At 31.3% G+C, this 17,741-nt stretch carries 19 protein-coding genes; 14 read left to right on the top strand and 5 right to left on the bottom strand.

From position 1 onward, the window contains the following. Positions 1-969 (bottom strand): hypothetical protein (locus AAC053_RS03115; protein WP_339752675.1); only part of this gene is annotated, 969 nt, incomplete at its 3' end. A gap of 80 nt (positions 970-1,049) precedes the next feature. On the opposite strand from AAC053_RS03115, the gene AAC053_RS03120 reads away from it, so the two are divergent. From AAC053_RS03120 to AAC053_RS03135, 4 genes are all read left to right on the top strand, one after another. Next, on the top strand, positions 1,050-1,967 hold the full coding sequence (locus AAC053_RS03120; protein WP_339752678.1) for an SDR family oxidoreductase: 918 nt from the start codon (positions 1,050-1,052) through the stop codon (positions 1,965-1,967). A gap of 8 nt (positions 1,968-1,975) precedes the next feature. Beyond that, positions 1,976-3,085: a DUF1972 domain-containing protein gene (locus tag AAC053_RS03125; RefSeq protein WP_339752680.1), complete on the top strand. Its 1,110-nt coding sequence runs from the start codon at positions 1,976-1,978 to the stop codon at positions 3,083-3,085. A 205-nt stretch (positions 3,086-3,290) separates the two neighbouring features. After that, the gene (locus AAC053_RS03130) at positions 3,291-4,646 is read left to right on the top strand and encodes an undecaprenyl-phosphate glucose phosphotransferase (RefSeq protein WP_339752683.1); all 1,356 of its coding nucleotides are present in this window, start codon (positions 3,291-3,293) and stop codon (positions 4,644-4,646) included. A gap of 3 nt (positions 4,647-4,649) precedes the next feature. Further along, complete coding sequence (locus tag AAC053_RS03135; RefSeq protein ID WP_339752686.1) at positions 4,650-5,423, top strand: glycosyltransferase family 2 protein; 774 nt, start codon at positions 4,650-4,652, stop codon at positions 5,421-5,423. On the opposite strand, the gene AAC053_RS03140 is transcribed toward AAC053_RS03135, so the two are convergent. Beyond that, positions 5,413-6,738 carry a hypothetical protein gene (locus tag AAC053_RS03140; RefSeq protein WP_339752689.1) on the bottom strand — a complete coding sequence of 442 codons (1,326 nt, stop codon included), beginning with the start codon at positions 6,736-6,738 and terminating at the stop codon, positions 5,413-5,415. The genes AAC053_RS03135 and AAC053_RS03140 overlap by 11 nt on opposite strands. 56 nt (positions 6,739-6,794) lie before the next feature. Between AAC053_RS03140 and purD the strand changes: the two genes are divergently transcribed. Beyond that, entirely contained in the window at positions 6,795-8,066 is a 1,272-nt protein-coding gene (purD, locus tag AAC053_RS03145; RefSeq protein ID WP_339752692.1) for a phosphoribosylamine--glycine ligase, read from the top strand. On the opposite strand, the gene AAC053_RS03150 is transcribed toward purD, so the two are convergent. Continuing rightward, on the bottom strand, positions 8,061-8,288 hold the full coding sequence (locus AAC053_RS03150; RefSeq protein ID WP_339752695.1) for a uracil phosphoribosyltransferase: 228 nt from the start codon (positions 8,286-8,288) through the stop codon (positions 8,061-8,063). The two genes, purD and AAC053_RS03150, sit on opposite strands and share 6 nt — an antisense overlap. A 201-nt stretch (positions 8,289-8,489) precedes the next feature. Between AAC053_RS03150 and AAC053_RS03155 the strand changes: the two genes are divergently transcribed. Beyond that, the gene (locus AAC053_RS03155; RefSeq protein WP_339752698.1) at positions 8,490-9,407 is read left to right on the top strand and encodes a DUF6427 family protein; all 918 of its coding nucleotides are present in this window, start codon (positions 8,490-8,492) and stop codon (positions 9,405-9,407) included. Here AAC053_RS03155 and upp read toward each other — a convergent pair. Beyond that, positions 9,396-10,055: a uracil phosphoribosyltransferase gene (gene upp, locus AAC053_RS03160; protein ID WP_339752700.1), complete on the bottom strand. Its 660-nt coding sequence runs from the start codon at positions 10,053-10,055 to the stop codon at positions 9,396-9,398. The genes AAC053_RS03155 and upp overlap by 12 nt on opposite strands. A 70-nt stretch (positions 10,056-10,125) precedes the next feature. Between upp and AAC053_RS03165 the strand changes: the two genes are divergently transcribed. Together AAC053_RS03165 and AAC053_RS03170 are read left to right on the top strand one after the other, a co-directional pair. Then, positions 10,126-10,734: a DUF4254 domain-containing protein gene (locus AAC053_RS03165; RefSeq protein ID WP_339752703.1), complete on the top strand. Its 609-nt coding sequence runs from the start codon at positions 10,126-10,128 to the stop codon at positions 10,732-10,734. Between the two features lie 158 nt (positions 10,735-10,892). Next, positions 10,893-11,879: a glycosyltransferase family 9 protein gene (locus AAC053_RS03170; RefSeq protein WP_339752705.1), complete on the top strand. Its 987-nt coding sequence runs from the start codon at positions 10,893-10,895 to the stop codon at positions 11,877-11,879. A gap of 57 nt (positions 11,880-11,936) precedes the next feature. On the opposite strand, the gene AAC053_RS03175 is transcribed toward AAC053_RS03170, so the two are convergent. After that, positions 11,937-12,995 (bottom strand): ferredoxin--NADP reductase, encoded by a 1,059-nt coding sequence (locus AAC053_RS03175; protein ID WP_339752708.1) that lies wholly within the window; start codon positions 12,993-12,995, stop codon positions 11,937-11,939. Positions 12,996-13,118: 123 nt separating this feature from the next. Here AAC053_RS03175 and AAC053_RS03180 point away from each other — a divergent pair, with 123 nt between their 5' ends. Genes AAC053_RS03180 through AAC053_RS03205 form a run of 6 tightly spaced genes read left to right on the top strand, consistent with a single transcriptional unit; the run spans position 13,119 to position 17,713 of the window. After that, positions 13,119-13,451 (top strand): PadR family transcriptional regulator, encoded by a 333-nt coding sequence (locus AAC053_RS03180; RefSeq protein ID WP_339752710.1) that lies wholly within the window; start codon positions 13,119-13,121, stop codon positions 13,449-13,451. A 5-nt stretch (positions 13,452-13,456) separates the two neighbouring features. Continuing rightward, entirely contained in the window at positions 13,457-14,104 is a 648-nt protein-coding gene (locus AAC053_RS03185) for a hypothetical protein (protein WP_339752713.1), read from the top strand. Positions 14,105-14,106: 2 nt separating this feature from the next. Next, the gene (locus tag AAC053_RS03190) at positions 14,107-14,742 is read left to right on the top strand and encodes a hypothetical protein (protein ID WP_339752717.1); all 636 of its coding nucleotides are present in this window, start codon (positions 14,107-14,109) and stop codon (positions 14,740-14,742) included. Continuing rightward, entirely contained in the window at positions 14,739-15,428 is a 690-nt protein-coding gene (locus tag AAC053_RS03195; RefSeq protein WP_339752719.1) for a hypothetical protein, read from the top strand. Before AAC053_RS03190 ends, AAC053_RS03195 begins: the two co-directional genes overlap by 4 nt. A 60-nt stretch (positions 15,429-15,488) precedes the next feature. Beyond that, positions 15,489-16,967: a DUF5687 family protein gene (locus AAC053_RS03200; protein WP_339752722.1), complete on the top strand. Its 1,479-nt coding sequence runs from the start codon at positions 15,489-15,491 to the stop codon at positions 16,965-16,967. Positions 16,968-16,990: 23 nt separating this feature from the next. After that, positions 16,991-17,713, top strand: coding sequence for an ABC transporter ATP-binding protein (locus tag AAC053_RS03205; protein ID WP_339752724.1), 723 nt, complete (start codon positions 16,991-16,993; stop codon positions 17,711-17,713). The last annotated feature ends 28 nt before the right edge of the window (positions 17,714-17,741 follow it).

Here is a 17,741-nt window from a genome sequence, read left to right on the forward strand (position 1 = left end):
ATCTACAAAAGCCATTTCGGTTCTTATTTCATTGAAGAAGCCACCACCAATCATATAATTTATCCAAACCCAATATTCCTGAAAGGCTAATGCTAGTGTTTCGCCAAGGATTAGATTCCTTCGAGATGCAAGAGCGGTTATAATTCCACTGTCATTGTATAACATTACAAATGCACTATAATGTGTTGTAAACAAAGACATTAATTTTTCTTGAAATATAAAACCAGAGAATAGTAATAAAATTGCTAAAGAATAAAAAGCTAAACTTTTATATATTCTATAATAGAACCATAAATAAACGGCTACTAAACCACAAAACAAATACGAGGTTTTTGTCCCAATTAATAAAGCACTTAATACTATCATCCAAAAATTGGCGCTGTATTTCTTGGTTTTAATATAATTATAAACCACATAAATAAGAGCAAAAATATAAATGTATGATGAGTGACTATTTATATGAATTAATCCATTGTAACCAAAGCGGTTTGGTCCATAGGTAGCAAACAAACCAATATTGAATAATGTTCCTATAAGTATTACAACAAAATTAACCCATAGTAGAAAAAACACGACGTTAATTAAATGATCTATTTCAGCACTATTCATTTTTAAAGATCTAAAATACGCGGCAACAACAAAAATGAACAAATATTTAGATAGGTACAATACGTTTTTTGAAACACCCTCGTAAAACGACAAATCATAATCAATAAAAACTTGAGAAATAACAAATAAAACACATAGAAGGGATAATTGCCAAAACATTGATTTTGGAAGAACTCTATTTAATAAGATAATTATAACAAAAAGCACCTTAAAAACAACTCCAATTCTGTGATATTCAAAACCGTAATATTCCAGAAATTTTGTTAAAAATTCTGTGAGAAAAAACACAGCCAAAATGATTGTAGGAACATTATCTCTTAGGATATTACTATAGGATTTAAGACGTGAAGTATGAGTCATTAAAATTCTAATGCGAAAAAATAGTGATAGTTATTTTTAAATTATATTTGCCACTAAATCTACAATAATTAAAGCAGAATATGAAATTAGACAAGAATACAAAAGTTTACATTGCGGGTTGTGGTGGCATGCTCGGAAGAGCCGTTTACAGTTACTTTGCAAAAAGATGCATTGTTAAAGCGACTGATATAGATTTAAATATTGACTGGTTGGAATATGCAGATGTAAGAGATTATAAGAGTATGGAAGAATCTATTAATGATTTTCAACCAGAACTAATAATTAATCTTGCCGCATTAACAGACTTAGAGTTTTGTGAAAACAACGCTGAAAATTCTTGGTTAACAAATGCTCTAGGAGCCGAAAACATTGCATTAATTTCTAAAAAGCTAGGCGTACCAATGGTATATATAAGTACTGCTGGCATCGTGGATGGAGAACAAGATGTTTATAATGATTTTGATGCCCCAAACCCACTCGGGACCTATGCTAAATCGAAGTATCATGGTGAGGTCTTTGTGAAAAATTATTTAGAAAAGTTCTTTGTATTCAGAGCTGGTTGGATGATGGGTGGTGGACCAAAGAAGGATAAGAAGTTTATAAATAAAATATATCAACAAATAAAATCTGGTCAAAAAGAACTATTTATTGTAGATGACAAACTGGGAACGCCTACATACACTCATAGCTTTGCAAGAGGTATTTTTAAAGTAGTAGAAACTGATTTGTACGGAGTTTATAATCAAGTTTGTGAGGGTGACTGCAGCCGTTATGAAGTAGCTGTAGAGTTAGTTGACCTTTTAGGCTTAAGTGATGACATTAAAATAACCAAAGTAAGTTCTGATTATTTTAAGGAAGAGTATTTTGCGCCAAGACCTGCATCAGAGAAATTAATAAATATGAAGCTAAATGCAAGAGGTATAAACTTTATGCCCCATTGGAAAGAAGCTCTCCGTGATTACTCCAAAGAGTTTAATACAGATTTGCAAAGTAGTTAGAACAGGGAATGAAGATAGCCATTATAGGCATACGAGGATTGCCAGCCAATTATGGTGGATTCGAGACATGTGCCGATCATACATCTAAAAATTGGGTTTCTACGGGTCACGACGTGATAGTGTATTGCAGAAAATCACATTATAAAACTCGTGTTAAAGAAATTAATGGAGTTAAATTGCAATATATTAACTCACTACCAATTCCAGGTGTGGACACCTTACTACATACTTTTTTTTCAATCATTCATTTGATTATTTTTCGTAGAAAATATAAGAATGTTCATTTATATAATTCAGGAAACGGGATTTTTTTACCGATTTTAAAATTTTTTAGAAAAAAGGTAATAGTCTCTGTTGATGGTATTGAGTGGAAGAGAGAAAAGTGGGGGAAAATGGCGAAAACTATTCATAAATTCGGTGCTAAATGTGCTATGTCCTTTGCTGATAAAATTATTACTGATAATAAAGAAGTTTATGATTTTTATTATAAGTGCTTTGGTAAACAAACAACCATAATCACCTATGGAGCAAAGTTTATAGATAAGACAGGTTTTAAAGGGGAATATTTAAAAAAATATAATTTAATTTCTGGGGAATATTACATCTTCGTTGGTCGTTTTGTTCCCGAAAAAGGCGTTCATCACCTTATTGAGGCATATTTAAAACTCAAAACCAAAAAGCCTTTAGTACTTGTTGGAGACGACACAAGTGATACTAATTATAAAAAAGATATTTTTAGTATCGGAGAAAAGTATAGCAATATAATTTTGCCAGGGTTTCTCTATAATGATGAATACGAGGAATTGCTTTCTAATGCCTACCTCTATTTATCTGCTAGTGAATTAGAGGGCACATCTCCATCATTACTCGCTGCTATGGGAGCTAAAGTTTGTGCTTTAGTTAATGGTATTAATGAGAACCTTCAAACAATACAGTCGTCGGGTGTTTGGTTTAAAAAATGTGATTATAACGACCTTTTAACTAAATGGCGAATTTGTGAAAATGATAGCGATTATATAAATGAAATGGCAAACAAGGGGTATGAGCATGCAAGAAAAAATTATTTATGGCAGTCTATAGCTCAACAGTACATAGATTTATTTCAGGAATTTAAATAACACATAAGTTTAGTTTAATTTTTAAATCTCAAGATTGTCAACAATATTATTTCCTTATATTTTTATTAATTAGAACATAAGAAATAAGATTAATGGATTATTTATTTTCAAAATTTATAATAACAGACTTCGTTGTGAGTCTAATTTTTTTGTCATAACTTTAGTAAAAGATACATTTATGTATTACTTCAAGATAATTTAAGATTTGAGTTTATTTAAACACGGAAGATATTCAGGATATTTAAGGCCAATTTCCTACTTAATTGATTTGAGTATTATAAATATAATAGCAATATTCTATTTACTAAAAGGAAAAGACCCTGTAATTTTTGCAACTTTTATATCAATTGGTTGGGTTTTATTATCTGTGTATTCAAAATTCTATGAGGTTTATAGATATACAAGACCAGTAAATATTTTGTCACTTATAGTGAGACAATTGATTTTGTTTTTACTAATTGTATTTGCCTTTTCGGGCCTCTACCATGAATTACACATATTCCCAAGACCAATTGTAAAATATACGCTTCTTTGTTTTTTACTAATTACTATTTTAAAGTTTACAATATATTATTTACTACAGAAATTTAGAGTTTCTTTTGGTGGTAATTATAGGTCTACAGTGATTTTTGGATTAAACAAAAAGACTATCGCATTAGAGAATTTTTTTAATAAGAATCCAGAATATGGGTATTTACATCAAAAGACTTTTAATTTTAAGAACAAAGAACAATCATTAAATAAATGCTTTGATTATGTGCTTAATGAAAGCATTGATGAAATCTATTGTTCAATTTCCGAACTTACTAATTCACAAATTGCAGACATTGTAGATTTTGCAGACAATAACCTAAAGATCTTAAAATTTATACCAGACAGCAAGGAGATTTACTCAAAGAAACTTCGCTACGAATACTACGATTACATACCAGTTCTTACTTTAAGAACAATTCCGCTAGAAGATTCTGTAAATACTATTATAAAACGCGGTTTTGATATAGTGTTTTCTAGTGTAGTGGTGGTGTTTATTTTATCTTGGTTAACACCTTTAATTGCCGTATTAATAAAATTAGAATCTAAAGGCCCTGTGTTTTTTAAACAATCTAGAAATGGGTTTAATTTCAGGGAGTTCGATTGCTACAAGTTCCGTTCTATGACCCCTAATAAGACCGCTCATCTGCATCAAGCGACAAGAGGCGATCAGCGTATCACTAAAGTGGGTAGATTTATAAGAAAAACTAGCATAGACGAACTACCACAATTTTTTAATGTACTTTTCGGCGACATGTCTGTAGTTGGTCCTAGACCTCACATGGTAAGTCATACCAACATGTATGCTAAAAAAATTGATAAGTTTATGGTAAGGCACTTTGTAAAACCAGGTATAACTGGTTTGGCTCAAGTAAGTGGGTTTAGAGGGGAAGTTGAAACAGACAAGGATATTATCGGACGCGTAAAATACGATATCTTCTATATCGAAAACTGGTCGCTACTTTTAGATATAAAGATTATCGCTCAAACTTTTATGAATGCCGTTAAAGGAGACGATAAAGCCTATTAATAAATGCAACCTCTAGTTTCTATAATAACTCCGATGTACAATAATGAAAGTGTCATTGAAGAAACTATAAATAGTGTAATTAGACAAACTTATTCCAATTGGGAGCTAATCTTAGTTGATGATGCTTCATCAGATCAGACTATAAATACATCTAAGGCGTTAAGAAAGATAGATAACAGAATCAAACTATTTAACCATCTTCAAAATAAAGGAGCTGCTGAAGCTAGAAATTTGGGCACTAAAATGGCCAAGGGAAAGTATATTGCTTTTTTAGATGCAGATGATCTTTGGAAAGAAAACAAGTTAGAGTTACAGGTTAACGTATTAAGTAGTGATAAGGCAGATGTCTGTTTTGGAAGTTACGAACTCATTAATTCCAATAGTCAGTCACTCAACAAGAAAGTGCAAGCCTTAAAAACGCTAACCCATAAAAAATTACTTAAAGCCAATTACATAGGAAACTTAACCGGAATTTATAATTGTGAAAAAACAGGTAAAATATATACCAAAGATCTAAAAAAACGCCAAGATTGGTTGCTTTGGCTAGAAGTTTTAAATAAAAGTAAAAAACCAGCTTTAGGAATTTCTGATACCATAGCTTATTACCGTATAACTCAAGGGTCACTGTCCTCAAATAAAATTAATTTAATAAAACATAATTTTAATGTTTACAAAAAAGGCTTAGGCTTTTCTACAATTAAATCTATATTTTATTTGCTTCAGTTTTTACACGAACATTTGCTAGTGAAAAAGAAGCATATTAAAGCTATAAGTTAAATTCAATAATTTGTGGTTTTCCTGATTTTGTTGGTTTAATCTGTTCAACCTTGCGGAAAGTAATATTAAGACAATTGTGGGTAAGGTTTAAAAATTTGTCTTTAATTTCATTTATTACTGCTGCATCAAATGTGTCTTCATTGTCAACAATATATTCTACAATAATTTCTTCTAGGTTATTCTGAATAATTTTAAACTGTTTAATGGTTTGATAATATTCAATAATTCCAGTAAAACTGTGCACACTTAGGTTAATACCCTTATTAGTTTTTACAACATCTGTATCACGTCCAATAACCTTTTTCAATAAGGGATAATTTAACTTTCGTTTTTTAGGATATTCCTCTTTTGGAAGCATAATAGCCAAATCCCCTAATTTATACCTAATTAACGGCATGCCAAAATTTGTAAGACAAGTAGCTAGGACATGACCCATTTCACCATCTTTTACAGGGTTACAATTATCATCAACTAGTTCTATATAAACATGTGGTGACATTATATAATAAAAGTCCAAGTCTTTTTTAGATGCCATTAGTATGCCTTCTGCACAACCATAAGTATCAATAATAGTGGTATCAGAACCAAAGGCTTCTAAATATTTCTTTTTATAACCATCAAATAACTTGTCGCCATAACAAACGACACCTTTTACATTGTAAATCTCCGATTCCGATCCTGCCTTAGCAAATTCATTGATTACTGAAGGATATCCAGTAACAAATAAATTTCTTCGTTTTTTAGAGCGATTAATTATTTCTTCTAGTTCGTCTTTAGTCAGGCCAAAAGCTTTTACATAATCGCACCTATAAAAAAAGTCTTTTAATCGTTTTATAAACGTTCTTTTTTGTGACATTCCAAATTGTAAAAGATTATCTCCAACAGAATAACCACTCCATTTCCACCAATGCGTCTGCAATGCCCTTAAATAAAATTGATGACCTTTTGTCATATAAGTAATAGACTGAACACCTGTGCTACCACTACTGTGATGCTCTGTTAATTTAGTAGAATTATAGTCAAGGGATATAAGTTGTTCCTTCGAGTTTCTCAATATATCTTTTGTCAAAACAGGAAAATCATTTAGGGTTTTAAAACCTTGATTTTTATAAAAAGGAACTTTGTCGGTAGCATAAGCCAATATGTTTTGGAGACGTTCTTCTTGAAGCTTTTTTAATTCTGCCTCAGATTTTAAATCATAAGCCGCCCATTCCTTGAGGTATTTTGTATATAATCCACCAAAAAACACATCACCAATTGGTAAAATAATTTTGTTTAATAGTGAATTGTAAAAAGGCATCAAATCTTTTTTCAAAACTAGCTGTTTTTTAACCTTAAAACCAATTATTTTTGCTCAAACAAATTTTAAGCATGAATATTTTAATCATTGGCTCTGGTGGAAGAGAACACACTTTTGCATGGAAAGTAAAGCAAAGCGAACGATGTACAGGTCTTTTTGTTGCTCCAGGGAACTCGGGAACAGAATCTATTGCGACAAACTTAAATATCGCGGTAACAGATTTTGAAGGGATTAAAAAAGCGGTAATTCAAAATAAAATTAAATTAGTTGTTGTAGGTCCAGAAGACCCATTGGTTCAGGGTATTCACGATTTCTTTTTGCAAGATAATTTACTTAAAAATGTTGCAGTTATTGGGCCTCAAAAGGCAGCTGCGGAATTAGAAGGCAGTAAAGAATTTGCTAAAGAGTTTATGATACGCCATAATATTCCAACAGCAGCCTATCAGAGTTTTACAAAAGAGAATGTAGAAGATGGCTATCAGTTTTTAGAAACCCTAAACCCACCTTATGTATTAAAAGCAGATGGGTTAGCAGCTGGAAAAGGTGTTTTAATTTTAAATGATTTAGATGAAGCGAAATCTGAATTTAAAAGCATGCTAATTGATGCAAAATTTGGTGAGGCAAGTACTAAGGTAGTTATAGAGGAGTTTTTAGACGGCATCGAGTTGAGCTGTTTCGTTTTAACGGATGGTAAAGACTATAAGATTTTACCAACAGCAAAAGATTATAAGCGCATAGGCGAAGGAGATAAAGGACTAAACACAGGTGGTATGGGAGCTGTTTCGCCAGTGCCATTTGCAACTAAAAAATTTTTAGATAGAATTGAAAATGAAGTAGTAAAGCCTACAGTAGAAGGCTTAAAAAAAGATAATCTACCTTATGTTGGCTTTATTTTTATTGGGTTGATTAAAGTTGGCGACGACCCAAAAGTGATTGAATACAATGTTAGAATGGGAGATCCTGAAACCGAAGTGGTTTTGCCAAGACTAAAAACAGATTTAGTTGAAATTTTTCAAGCGATGGCAAACCAAACGTTGTCTGAAGTCAGTATCAATATTGATGAACGAGCAGCGACAACAATTATGATAGTATCTGGTGGTTACCCAGAAGCTTATGAGAAAGGCAAAGAAATTACAGGTATAGAAAAAATTACAGATTCAATTGCATTTCATGCAGGAGCCAAATTTAAAGATGGTAAAGTTGTAACTTCTGGTGGGCGCGTTATGGCGATTACTTCTTACGGAAATACGTACCAAGAGGCCATAAAAAAATCCTATCAAAGTATAGAAAATCTACATTTTGACAAGATGAATTATCGAAAGGATATTGGTTTCGATCTATAAATAAGAGTGAGCAGAAACGCTCTTGTTCTCTTCGTTATTATCTTTGTGTTTTTTTAATTGAAGCATCCAATAGGTGAATGCCACAAAGCCAATAGCTATAAAAAACCATGATATAATATTAGCAGAAAACCAACTTTCTAACTCCAAAGCTCTAAGCGCATCAAATGGTGCAAATAGGCTATCAACAAATAAATCTTGTATTCCGTAAAAGAAATCCTTCATAACTTTATAAATTTACACTACAAAAATACAAAAAGAGATTGAGACTGTTGGAAATGTGCGGTTAGAATTTTTATAGGTTATTTTTGATTCAGAATGAGATAAAATTTTTAAGCAAGCATTGATCTGGTTCAAAATTTAAGTGAAATTATGCCCAAAAAGAGGCATAAAAATTTAAGAGGCATATTTTTAATCAATCTCTATATGATTACAAGAATTTTTAGTAAATCTAAGCCTATAAACTTTATAATAGTAGCGGTTTTTATTGTTTTACTTTTTGCAATTACAAATTACAAATTACTTTTTAATGATTTTAATAGTGCTTTAAATGCTAGTATTAAATTGTTGATTACACTTTTTCTAGTATTTCTCTTAGATTTTATTATTTCAAAAAATAACCTAACTCAAGGAAATAGTTATGCGATAATGACTTTTGGACTGCTTCTAGGAATGTTTCCTCAGGCAATGAAATATTTGGATTTATTATTGGCAAATTTATTCGTGTGGTTTGCTTTGCGACGGTTGGTGAGTTTACATTCTAAACTACATATTAAAAAGAAACTGTTTGATGCCGCTTTTTGGATTACCATTGCAACCTTATTTTATTTTTGGTCAATGTTATTTTTTGCATTGGTAATTGTGGCGTTGATTTACTACTCACAAAACGAAATAAAAAATACCATAATTCCATTTATAGGCGTTGCAGCGGTTATTGTGTTACTATTAGTTTATAATATTCTGGTATATGATGTTTACATTAGGCCATCTGATTTTCAGCGTCTTGCCAGTTTAGACTACACGCCTTATAACAGCAAAGAAAGTGTGATTAAACTCACTGTTTTGTTTACATCGTTTGTATGGATACTTATATACTTCTTTAGGACACTACCAGATAAAAATAAAAAACTAAGACCATCTTATTTTCTTATTGCTTGGGCCTCAATTATTGCCATTTTAGCCGCTATTATTGCACCTGTAAAAAATGGGAGTGAGTTTTTATTCTTATTTGCTCCGTTTTCTATTATTATGGCAAATTATATTAAAGTCGTTTCAGAACGTTGGTTTAAAGAAGTCTTTGTGGTATTGTTAATTATAACACCAATAATCACCTTATTGCTGTAATTTATTACCAAATGCTAAGTCACCAGCGTCACCCAATCCAGGAATTATATAACCCTTATCATTCAAGGTTTCATCTACTGCAGCAATCCAAAGATGTGTGTTTGTATCAAATTCACTGGCAACAAAATCGACACCTTTTTGTGCTCCAATCACACTTACTAAATGAACTTCTTTTGGCGTACCAAATGGTTTTAAAGCTTCAAAAGTGGCTAGCATAGATTGACCAGTTGCTAACATGGGATCTGCCAAAATCAAAGTTTTGCCCTCTAAACTCGGACAGGCTAAATATTCAACCACAATTTCAAAACTCTCAGGATCGTGTTTGTGTTGTCTATAAGCAGAAATAAAGGCGTTTTCAGCAGCATCGAAATAATTAAGTAAACCATTGTGAAGTGGAACACCAGCTCTAAGTATGGAACATAGTACTATGTTATTCTTGTGTAAAACAGTATTAGAAACACCTAATGGTGTTTCTATATTGTGAGTTTCAAATTGCAGAGACTTACTCAATTCATAACACAGAATTTCACCAATACGTTCAATATTTCGTCTAAAACGCATACTATCTTTCTGAATCGTTTTATCTCTAATTTCTGAAATGAAGGTGTTTAATATTGTAGGTGTTTCGGAAAGGTTATGAATTTGCATAGAATGGTTTTTGTTGAATGGCTAAGTTAATAATTCAAACTATATTTGCATATTATAAATTCATTTCTATATGTTTTCACAAAAAGCTAATGCAATATTCCAAGATGTAATTAAGACCTATAAAGTCTTAAACACAGTAGGTCAGTCGTTTACAAATAAGTATAATAAAAACGAAGATCTAATAGCACATTTATTATACAGAAAAAGTTGGGTTGATACTGTTCAATGGGCTTATGAAGATATTATTAGAGACCCTAAAATCGATCCTGTAGCGGCTTTAAAATTAAAACGAATGATTGACGCTTCTAACCAAGACAGAACAGACACGGTTGAATTTATTGACAGCTATTTTTTAGATAAATATAAAGCTGTTGAAATAAAGCCTAATGCTAAGATTAATTCTGAAAGTCCAGCTTGGGCAATAGATAGATTGTCAATTTTAGCACTAAAAATTTATCACATGCATATTGAAACCGTAAGGGAAGATGCTAGTGATACTCATAAAGCGTCTTGCCAAACAAAACTAAATATTCTACTAGATCAGCGTGTAGATTTAAGCACTGCTATAGACGATTTGTTGGAGGACATCTCTAGTGGAGATAAGTACATGAAAGTTTATAAACAAATGAAAATGTACAATGACGATGAGCTTAATCCTGTTTTAAGAGGGCAGAAGTAAAAGATACTATCCAATTTAATTCCTCTGTCATTTCGAGCGTAGTTGAGAGAATAGAAATTCTGACTAATAATGCATTTTAATTTCGCTCAATGTGACAGTTTAATAATAATTATAACCTGTTAAAACCAGAACATATATTAGTCATTAGGTTTTCAGCAATGGGAGATGTTGCGATGTCAATTCCTGTTTTAAAAGCTGTAACAGAGCAATATCCCGATTTAAAAATCACAGTTGTTACAAGAGCTTTTTTTAAACCATTCTTTGCAGATTTAAAGAACGTCAATGTGTATGCTGCAGATTTAAAAGGCAAACACAAAGGGATTTTAGGCCTTTACAAACTATCTAAAGAACTCAAAGCTTTACAATTTGTTGCCGTTGCAGATTTACACAACGTATTACGCAGTAAAATTTTAAAATTCTTTTTCTTCGATAAGCATGTAATTCAAATCGATAAAGGTAGAGCAGAGAAAAAGGCACTGATTTCTGGAGAATTATTTCAGCAATTAAAAACCACACAGCAACGCTACGCAGATGTTTTTGAGGCATTGGGATATTTGGTTGATTTATCAAACCCAACGTTTCCAAAACCAAAACCATTATCAGAAAACGCACATCATTTTATCTCAAATAAAGAAAATAAAACGATAGGAATTGCTCCTTTTGCAGCCCATAAAAGTAAAATGTATCCATTAGAGCAGATGGAAGATATAATTGCTAAACTTTCTAAAGATTACAATGTTATTTTGTTTGGTGGAGGCGATAAAGAAATTAAGATTTTAAATCAGTTTGAAACTAATTACAGCAACGTTGTTTCCGCAGCAGGAATACTCACTTTAGATGAAGAATTAGTGCTTATTTCTAAATTAGATCTAATGCTTTCTATGGATTCTGGAAATTCACATATTGCAGCTATGCTAGGAGTGAAAGTGATTACTGTTTGGGGAGTTACACATCCTTATGCTGGTTTTACTCCTTTTAACCAACCAGAAGATTATGCTTTATTAGCAGATAGAAAGCAATTTCCATTAATACCAACTTCAGTTTATGGTAATATATTTCCTGAAGGTTATGAGAATGCAGCTGGTAGTGTTTCTGTTAGTGATATTATTTCTAAAGTAAGAGACCTGTTAGGTTTTAAAACTTAGCAGGTCTAAAAGTCTTTTTTTTAAAAGCAAAGCGGTCTAGATTCTTGGTTCTATTTTCTAAACATCATCATAATCTACAACCAAAGTAGCAGAAGTAGGATGGGCTTGGCACGTTAAAATTAACCCTTCAGCAACTTCGCCATCTGTAAGAATGTTATTCTGTCTCATTTTAGCCTCTCCTTCAGTTAGCCTAGCAATACAACTACTACAAATACCACCTTGGCAAGAGTATGGTGCATCAATATTTTGTTTTAAAGCGACTTCAAGAATAGACTCTTCTTTAGACATTTCAAACTCAAATTCTTCATCGTCAACAAGAACTTTAATTTTTGAGTTTCCAGATAGAACTTCGGTATTAGAATCTGATTCAGTTATAACAGTAGCTGTAAACAATTCGAACAATATTGCCTTTTCCTTCACACCATTTTCTATTAAAACATCTTTAACAGTATAAATCATTTGTTCTGGTCCACAGAGATAGAACTTTTCAATCGTAACATCTTTGTATTTATTTTTTACAATAAGATTAACCGTACTTTTATCAATACGACCAAATAGAGCCTCTTCTTCTTTAGCTTTACTGTAAATAAAATGGGTGTGAAAACGATTTCCATAAAGCGTTTGCAACTCTACAAGCTCTTTAAAAAACATGGTGTCACTAGAAGATTTGTTTCCATAAACCAATATAAAGTTACTAAATGGCTCTTCTTCTAAAAGCGTTTTTGCAATACTTAGAACAGGAGTAATACCACTGCCAGCAGCAAACGCAGCAACGGTTCTGGTTTTATCTTTATTGGCTTCAAAAACAAAACGACCATTTGGTGCAGAAACATCAATAACATCACCAGTTTTAAGCTTAGAATTTGCATAAATAGAAAATGTACCTCCATCTACTGCTTTTATAGCAACAGTTACCTCACCACTGTTTTTTGAAGAACAGATAGAATAATCTCTACGAATTTCTTCGTCATTAATAGTTGTTTTTAGCGTAATGTACTGCCCAGCTTTAAACTCAAAGTTGGGTTTTAAGTTTTCTGGAATATCTAAAGTTATGGCTACCGATTTGTCAGTAACCTTATCGATAGACTTTATAGTGAGCGAATGAAATTGTGCCATTAAAAATAATTTTGGGCAAAAATAAACAATCTCTTACAGACCTAGCGGGTTTTTAAAACTTGTCAGGTCTTTTTAATATATATAAGAATCTTATACATAAGAAAATTATGTATATTTGTTTTTATGAGTAATTCTAAATTATATAAAGGAAGTTTAAATACCATCATTTTAAAATTGCTCAATGAGCACGATAAAATGTATGGTTACGAGATTACCCAAAAAGTTAAGGCTTTAACTAAAGGAGAACTTAACATAACAGAAGGTGCGTTGTATCCAGCATTGCACAAATTAGAGGCAGAGGGCTTGTTAGATGTTGAGGTTGCAAAAGTAGATAACCGACTGCGTAAATATTACAAACTCACAGAAACGGGTACAAAAGAAACAGTTAATAAACTTGAAGAATTAGCAGACTATATTAAAACGATGCAGGCTTTGGTAAATTCTAAACTGGCTTAGTTGATATGAGACTAACTAACGAAGAGATACAATTTATAGATAATTATTTGGACAATTCTGATGTGGTTTATGCAGATATTAGAATGGAAATGGTAGATCATGTAGCTTCAGAGATTGAAACTAAGATAGATGCAGGAGATATGCGCGATTTCTATTACGTATTTAAAGACTATATGGTTGAGAATAAAGGAAAACTATTGAATGATAACAAGAAGTTTTTAAAATCCGCCGACAAAAAAATATTAAAAGCCACTCTCAAGGAATTACTTAAACCATTAACTATAGGCATATTTGTTTTAGCGTTTCTCGGTTTTTATACAGCTTTTAATCACCTAGATTTTAGAACTTTTAGATCCTTAATTTTTTTAATACCATTTGGCACTTTTCTAGGGTTTGGCTTGCTCTATTGGGTCTATTCAAAATATTACGGATTAGAACGATTTTCAGTGATTGAGCGCTTATCGTTTCCGATGTTACTATTTTATCAATTATCCTCTTTAATATTCAACATTTCTCATAGAACTACAGAAATAAATAAGACAATATGGGTTATCGGAATAGTAAGTGCGTCATTAACGTTGTTGTTTGTTTTAATTAAAATAAGCTTAAGTTTTGCGAAAACATATCAAGCGCGTTTTAAAAATTTAGTTTAATTATGAAATTACCCAAAGAAGAAATAAAACTTATAGATAACTATCTTAAAGAGAAAAACATAAAGCACCTCGATATAAGGGCAGAACTCTTAGATCATCTAGTAACGGAATTTGAAGAAAAATCTAATTATAGTTTAATTAAAGATTATTTATTAAGCAAAGTCGATTTCATTAAGAATTTTTCTGAAAAACACCAAAAGACCATTCACTGGAGTTACCAAAACAAATTATGGGTTAAGTTTGCAAAGTTTTTTTATAAACCTAAGTTTATATTAATACTTTTTGTATTAGTTGCTTTGGGCTATATATCATTACAACTTTTTGGTTTAAAGACCTTCAGTTATATTTGCTATTTCACCTTATTAATTCTAATTATTTATCCGCTAGTCTATCAAATAAAATATAGTAAAGCTGTTAAAAACGTACAATCTATGCAATCATTATTTGGCATAACAGCGCTTCCTTCAGTTTTCTTATATGCTTTTTTCCCTATTAAAGACGTAATGTTAGAGAACCCTTTGTTATTAATAATTTATTATTCATTTGCTATTTTATTAGGTTTTTCTGCTGTAATAATTATAGAAAATGACAGAAAAAAGGTTTTAGAAAAATATCATCAACTTGTTAATAAAGAATGAAACTAACTAAGCCCCAAATTCATCAACTCTACACCTTCACACAAAAACATTACGTGGATTGGTACGATGTACAAACCGAATTGGTTGACCATCTAGCAAACGGAATTGAGTCACACTTAGAACAAAAACCTAACGCAACATTTGAGTCTGCTTTAAATACGGAATTTAAAAAATTCGGAATTATGGGTTTTTCTGATGTTATCGAAGAAAAGACAAAAGCCTTAAATAAACGTTACAGAAAATTAGTTTGGAAATATTTTATAGGCTTTTTTAAGCTACCAAAAATTATATTAACGTTGTTTTTAGTTTGGGGCTACTATCAGTTACTAATTGTTTTTCCCAGTAGACTTTGGCTTGTTGCGCCAACTGCAGTCTTGTTATTTGTAATTCCTGTTTGGAAAATCTTTCAACAATCTCAAAAAATAAATCAGATAAAGAAACAGACTAATAAAAAATGGCTGTTTGATAATATTTCACTGCAATTAGGAGGTTTTATTCATTTTCTTCAAATTATTTTGCAAGTTGGTTTTTTATATAGTGATGGAATATGGAGTAATACAGCGAACTTCATTTTTTCTTTTTCAATTGTATTATTTTCTCTAGCACTATATGTTGCTATTTATATAGTATCTCCAAAACTTAGAAAAGAAATGGCAAAGCAACATCCAGAGTATAAATTTGTATAACTTGTGTAACAAATCTTAATAAAACATTACTAACCCTACGTACAAACGAACCAAACAACCATGATAAAACATTTTATTAATTTAGAATGGAAACAATATTTCCGTTCATCTTATTGGCAAAAAAGCATAGCCATAAATATTTTAATGGTATTTTTTGCACTATATTTTGTCGGGATGTTCTTAATTTTGGGTTTTGGATTATTACCAGGTCTAAAGAAATTTTTTCCAGATGAAGACCCTTTTGTTTTAGCAAATAGATATTTATTCTTTTGGATTATTGGGGATTTAATGATGCGTTTCTTTTTACAAAAATTACCTGTAATGAGCGTAAAGCCATTGCTAACGTTACCTATAAAACGGTCTGCAGTTGTCAACTATGTCTTAGGTAAATCGGCTATATCTTTTTTTAACTTCTTACCACTTTTTGCTATTATACCATTTAGTATTATGCTTATTGGAGATGGTTATGCAACGTCTATGGTTTTAACATGGATGTTTACCATGATTCTTATTGTGCTCATTATTAATTTTCTAAACTTTATTATCGAAGCATTTTCTGCAGAAAAAGAATTGTCATTTCTTCCAATAATTATAGTTGTAGGAGTGTTATTTGGATTAGATTATTTTAATTTGTTACCAATGAAAGCACTTATTGGAGACGCTCTTATGGGTGTAGCTAATAACCCTGTTTTCATATTAATACCAATAGCTATTTTATTGCTATGTTATGTCTATAATTTTAAAATATTAAAAGAGAAATTATTCTTAGATAGTTCTTTAAAATCTAAAGTGACAGAAGTAAAGGCAGCAGATTTATCTTGGACCAAACGTTTTGGAGATATAGCACCTTTTATGCAGTTAGACTTAAAACTTATTTGGAGAAACAAACGAACAAAATCTATGGCTTGGTTAATGGTTATAGGTTTACTTTATGGCTTGTTTTTTTATCCGCAATCAATGTATAAAGACATGGTATTTATGTATGCTTTGATTGGTATTTTCTCAACAGGATTTTTCCTTATTAATTTCGGACAATTTATTCCAGCATGGGATAGTGGTTATTACAAAATGCTAATGAGTCAGAATATTAAATACGAGCAGTATTTGCGTTCTAAGTTTGTACTCATGGCTATGAGTGTTGTCATAATGTTTGTATTAGGGATTCCTTATGTTTATTTTGGATGGAAGGTTTTAATTACCCACTTTGCAGCAGCAATTTATAATATTGGTATTAATACACATGTAATTATGTGGGGCGGTTCTTATAATAGAAAAAAAATAGATTTAGATAAAAAAGCAGCTTTTAATTATCAAGGAACAGGTGCTGTACAATGGCTTATTGGTATACCATTAATGATAGTACCTATGGCATTATTTGGCCTTGTAAATTGGCTTATTGGTTTCGAAGCTGCAATAGCTTTGTTAATGATACTTGGAATTTTAGGGATTTTATTTCATAAAAAATTAATGAAATTGATTACTAAAAGGTACCTAAATTCAAAATATAAAATGATTGACGCGTTTAGTCAAGACAATTAATAATACTAAGATTACATACACTCATGATATATACAAAAGACCTTTCAAAATCATATAACGGAACAAACGTTCTTAATATAGTAGAGTTAAGCATTCCTAAAGGCCAAAGTTTTGGTTTAGTAGGAAATAACGGAGCTGGTAAAACCACATATTTTAGTTTGTTACTAGATTTAATTAAACCCTCAACAGGAAGTATTACTAATAATAGTGTGGTAGTAGAACAGAGCGAAAATTGGAAACCTTTTACATCATCTTTTATCGATGAAAGTTTCTTAATTGGTTATTTAACACCAGAAGAATATTTTTATTTTATTGGAGAACTTCGAGGACAAAACAAAGCAGATGTTGACACATTAACTTCTAAATTTGAAGATTTTTTTAATGGGGAAATCATAGGAAAGAAAAAATACCTCAGAGATTTAAGTAAAGGAAATCAGAAGAAAGCTGGTATTGTAGCCGCACTAATCGGAAATCCCGAAGTAATAATCTTAGACGAACCATTTGCTAACTTAGACCCAACAACGCAAATTCGGTTAAAGCAAATTTTAAAGAACTTAGCAGAAAAACAAGGCGTAACAGTATTAGTTTCTAGCCACGATTTAATGCACGTTACAGATGTGTGCGAACGTATAGTTGTTTTAGAAAAAGGAAACGTAATTAAAGATTTAGAAACCAATCCAGACACGTTAAAAGAGCTAGAAGCGCATTTTGCCAGTGGCTCAATGGATTCGCAAGAAGAAGAGTAAATATCAATCAATCATATTTAGGCTCGTT

The sequence above is a fragment of the uncultured Winogradskyella sp. genome (assembly GCF_963975125.1).
Taxonomy (GTDB): Bacteria; Bacteroidota; Bacteroidia; order Flavobacteriales; family Flavobacteriaceae; genus Winogradskyella.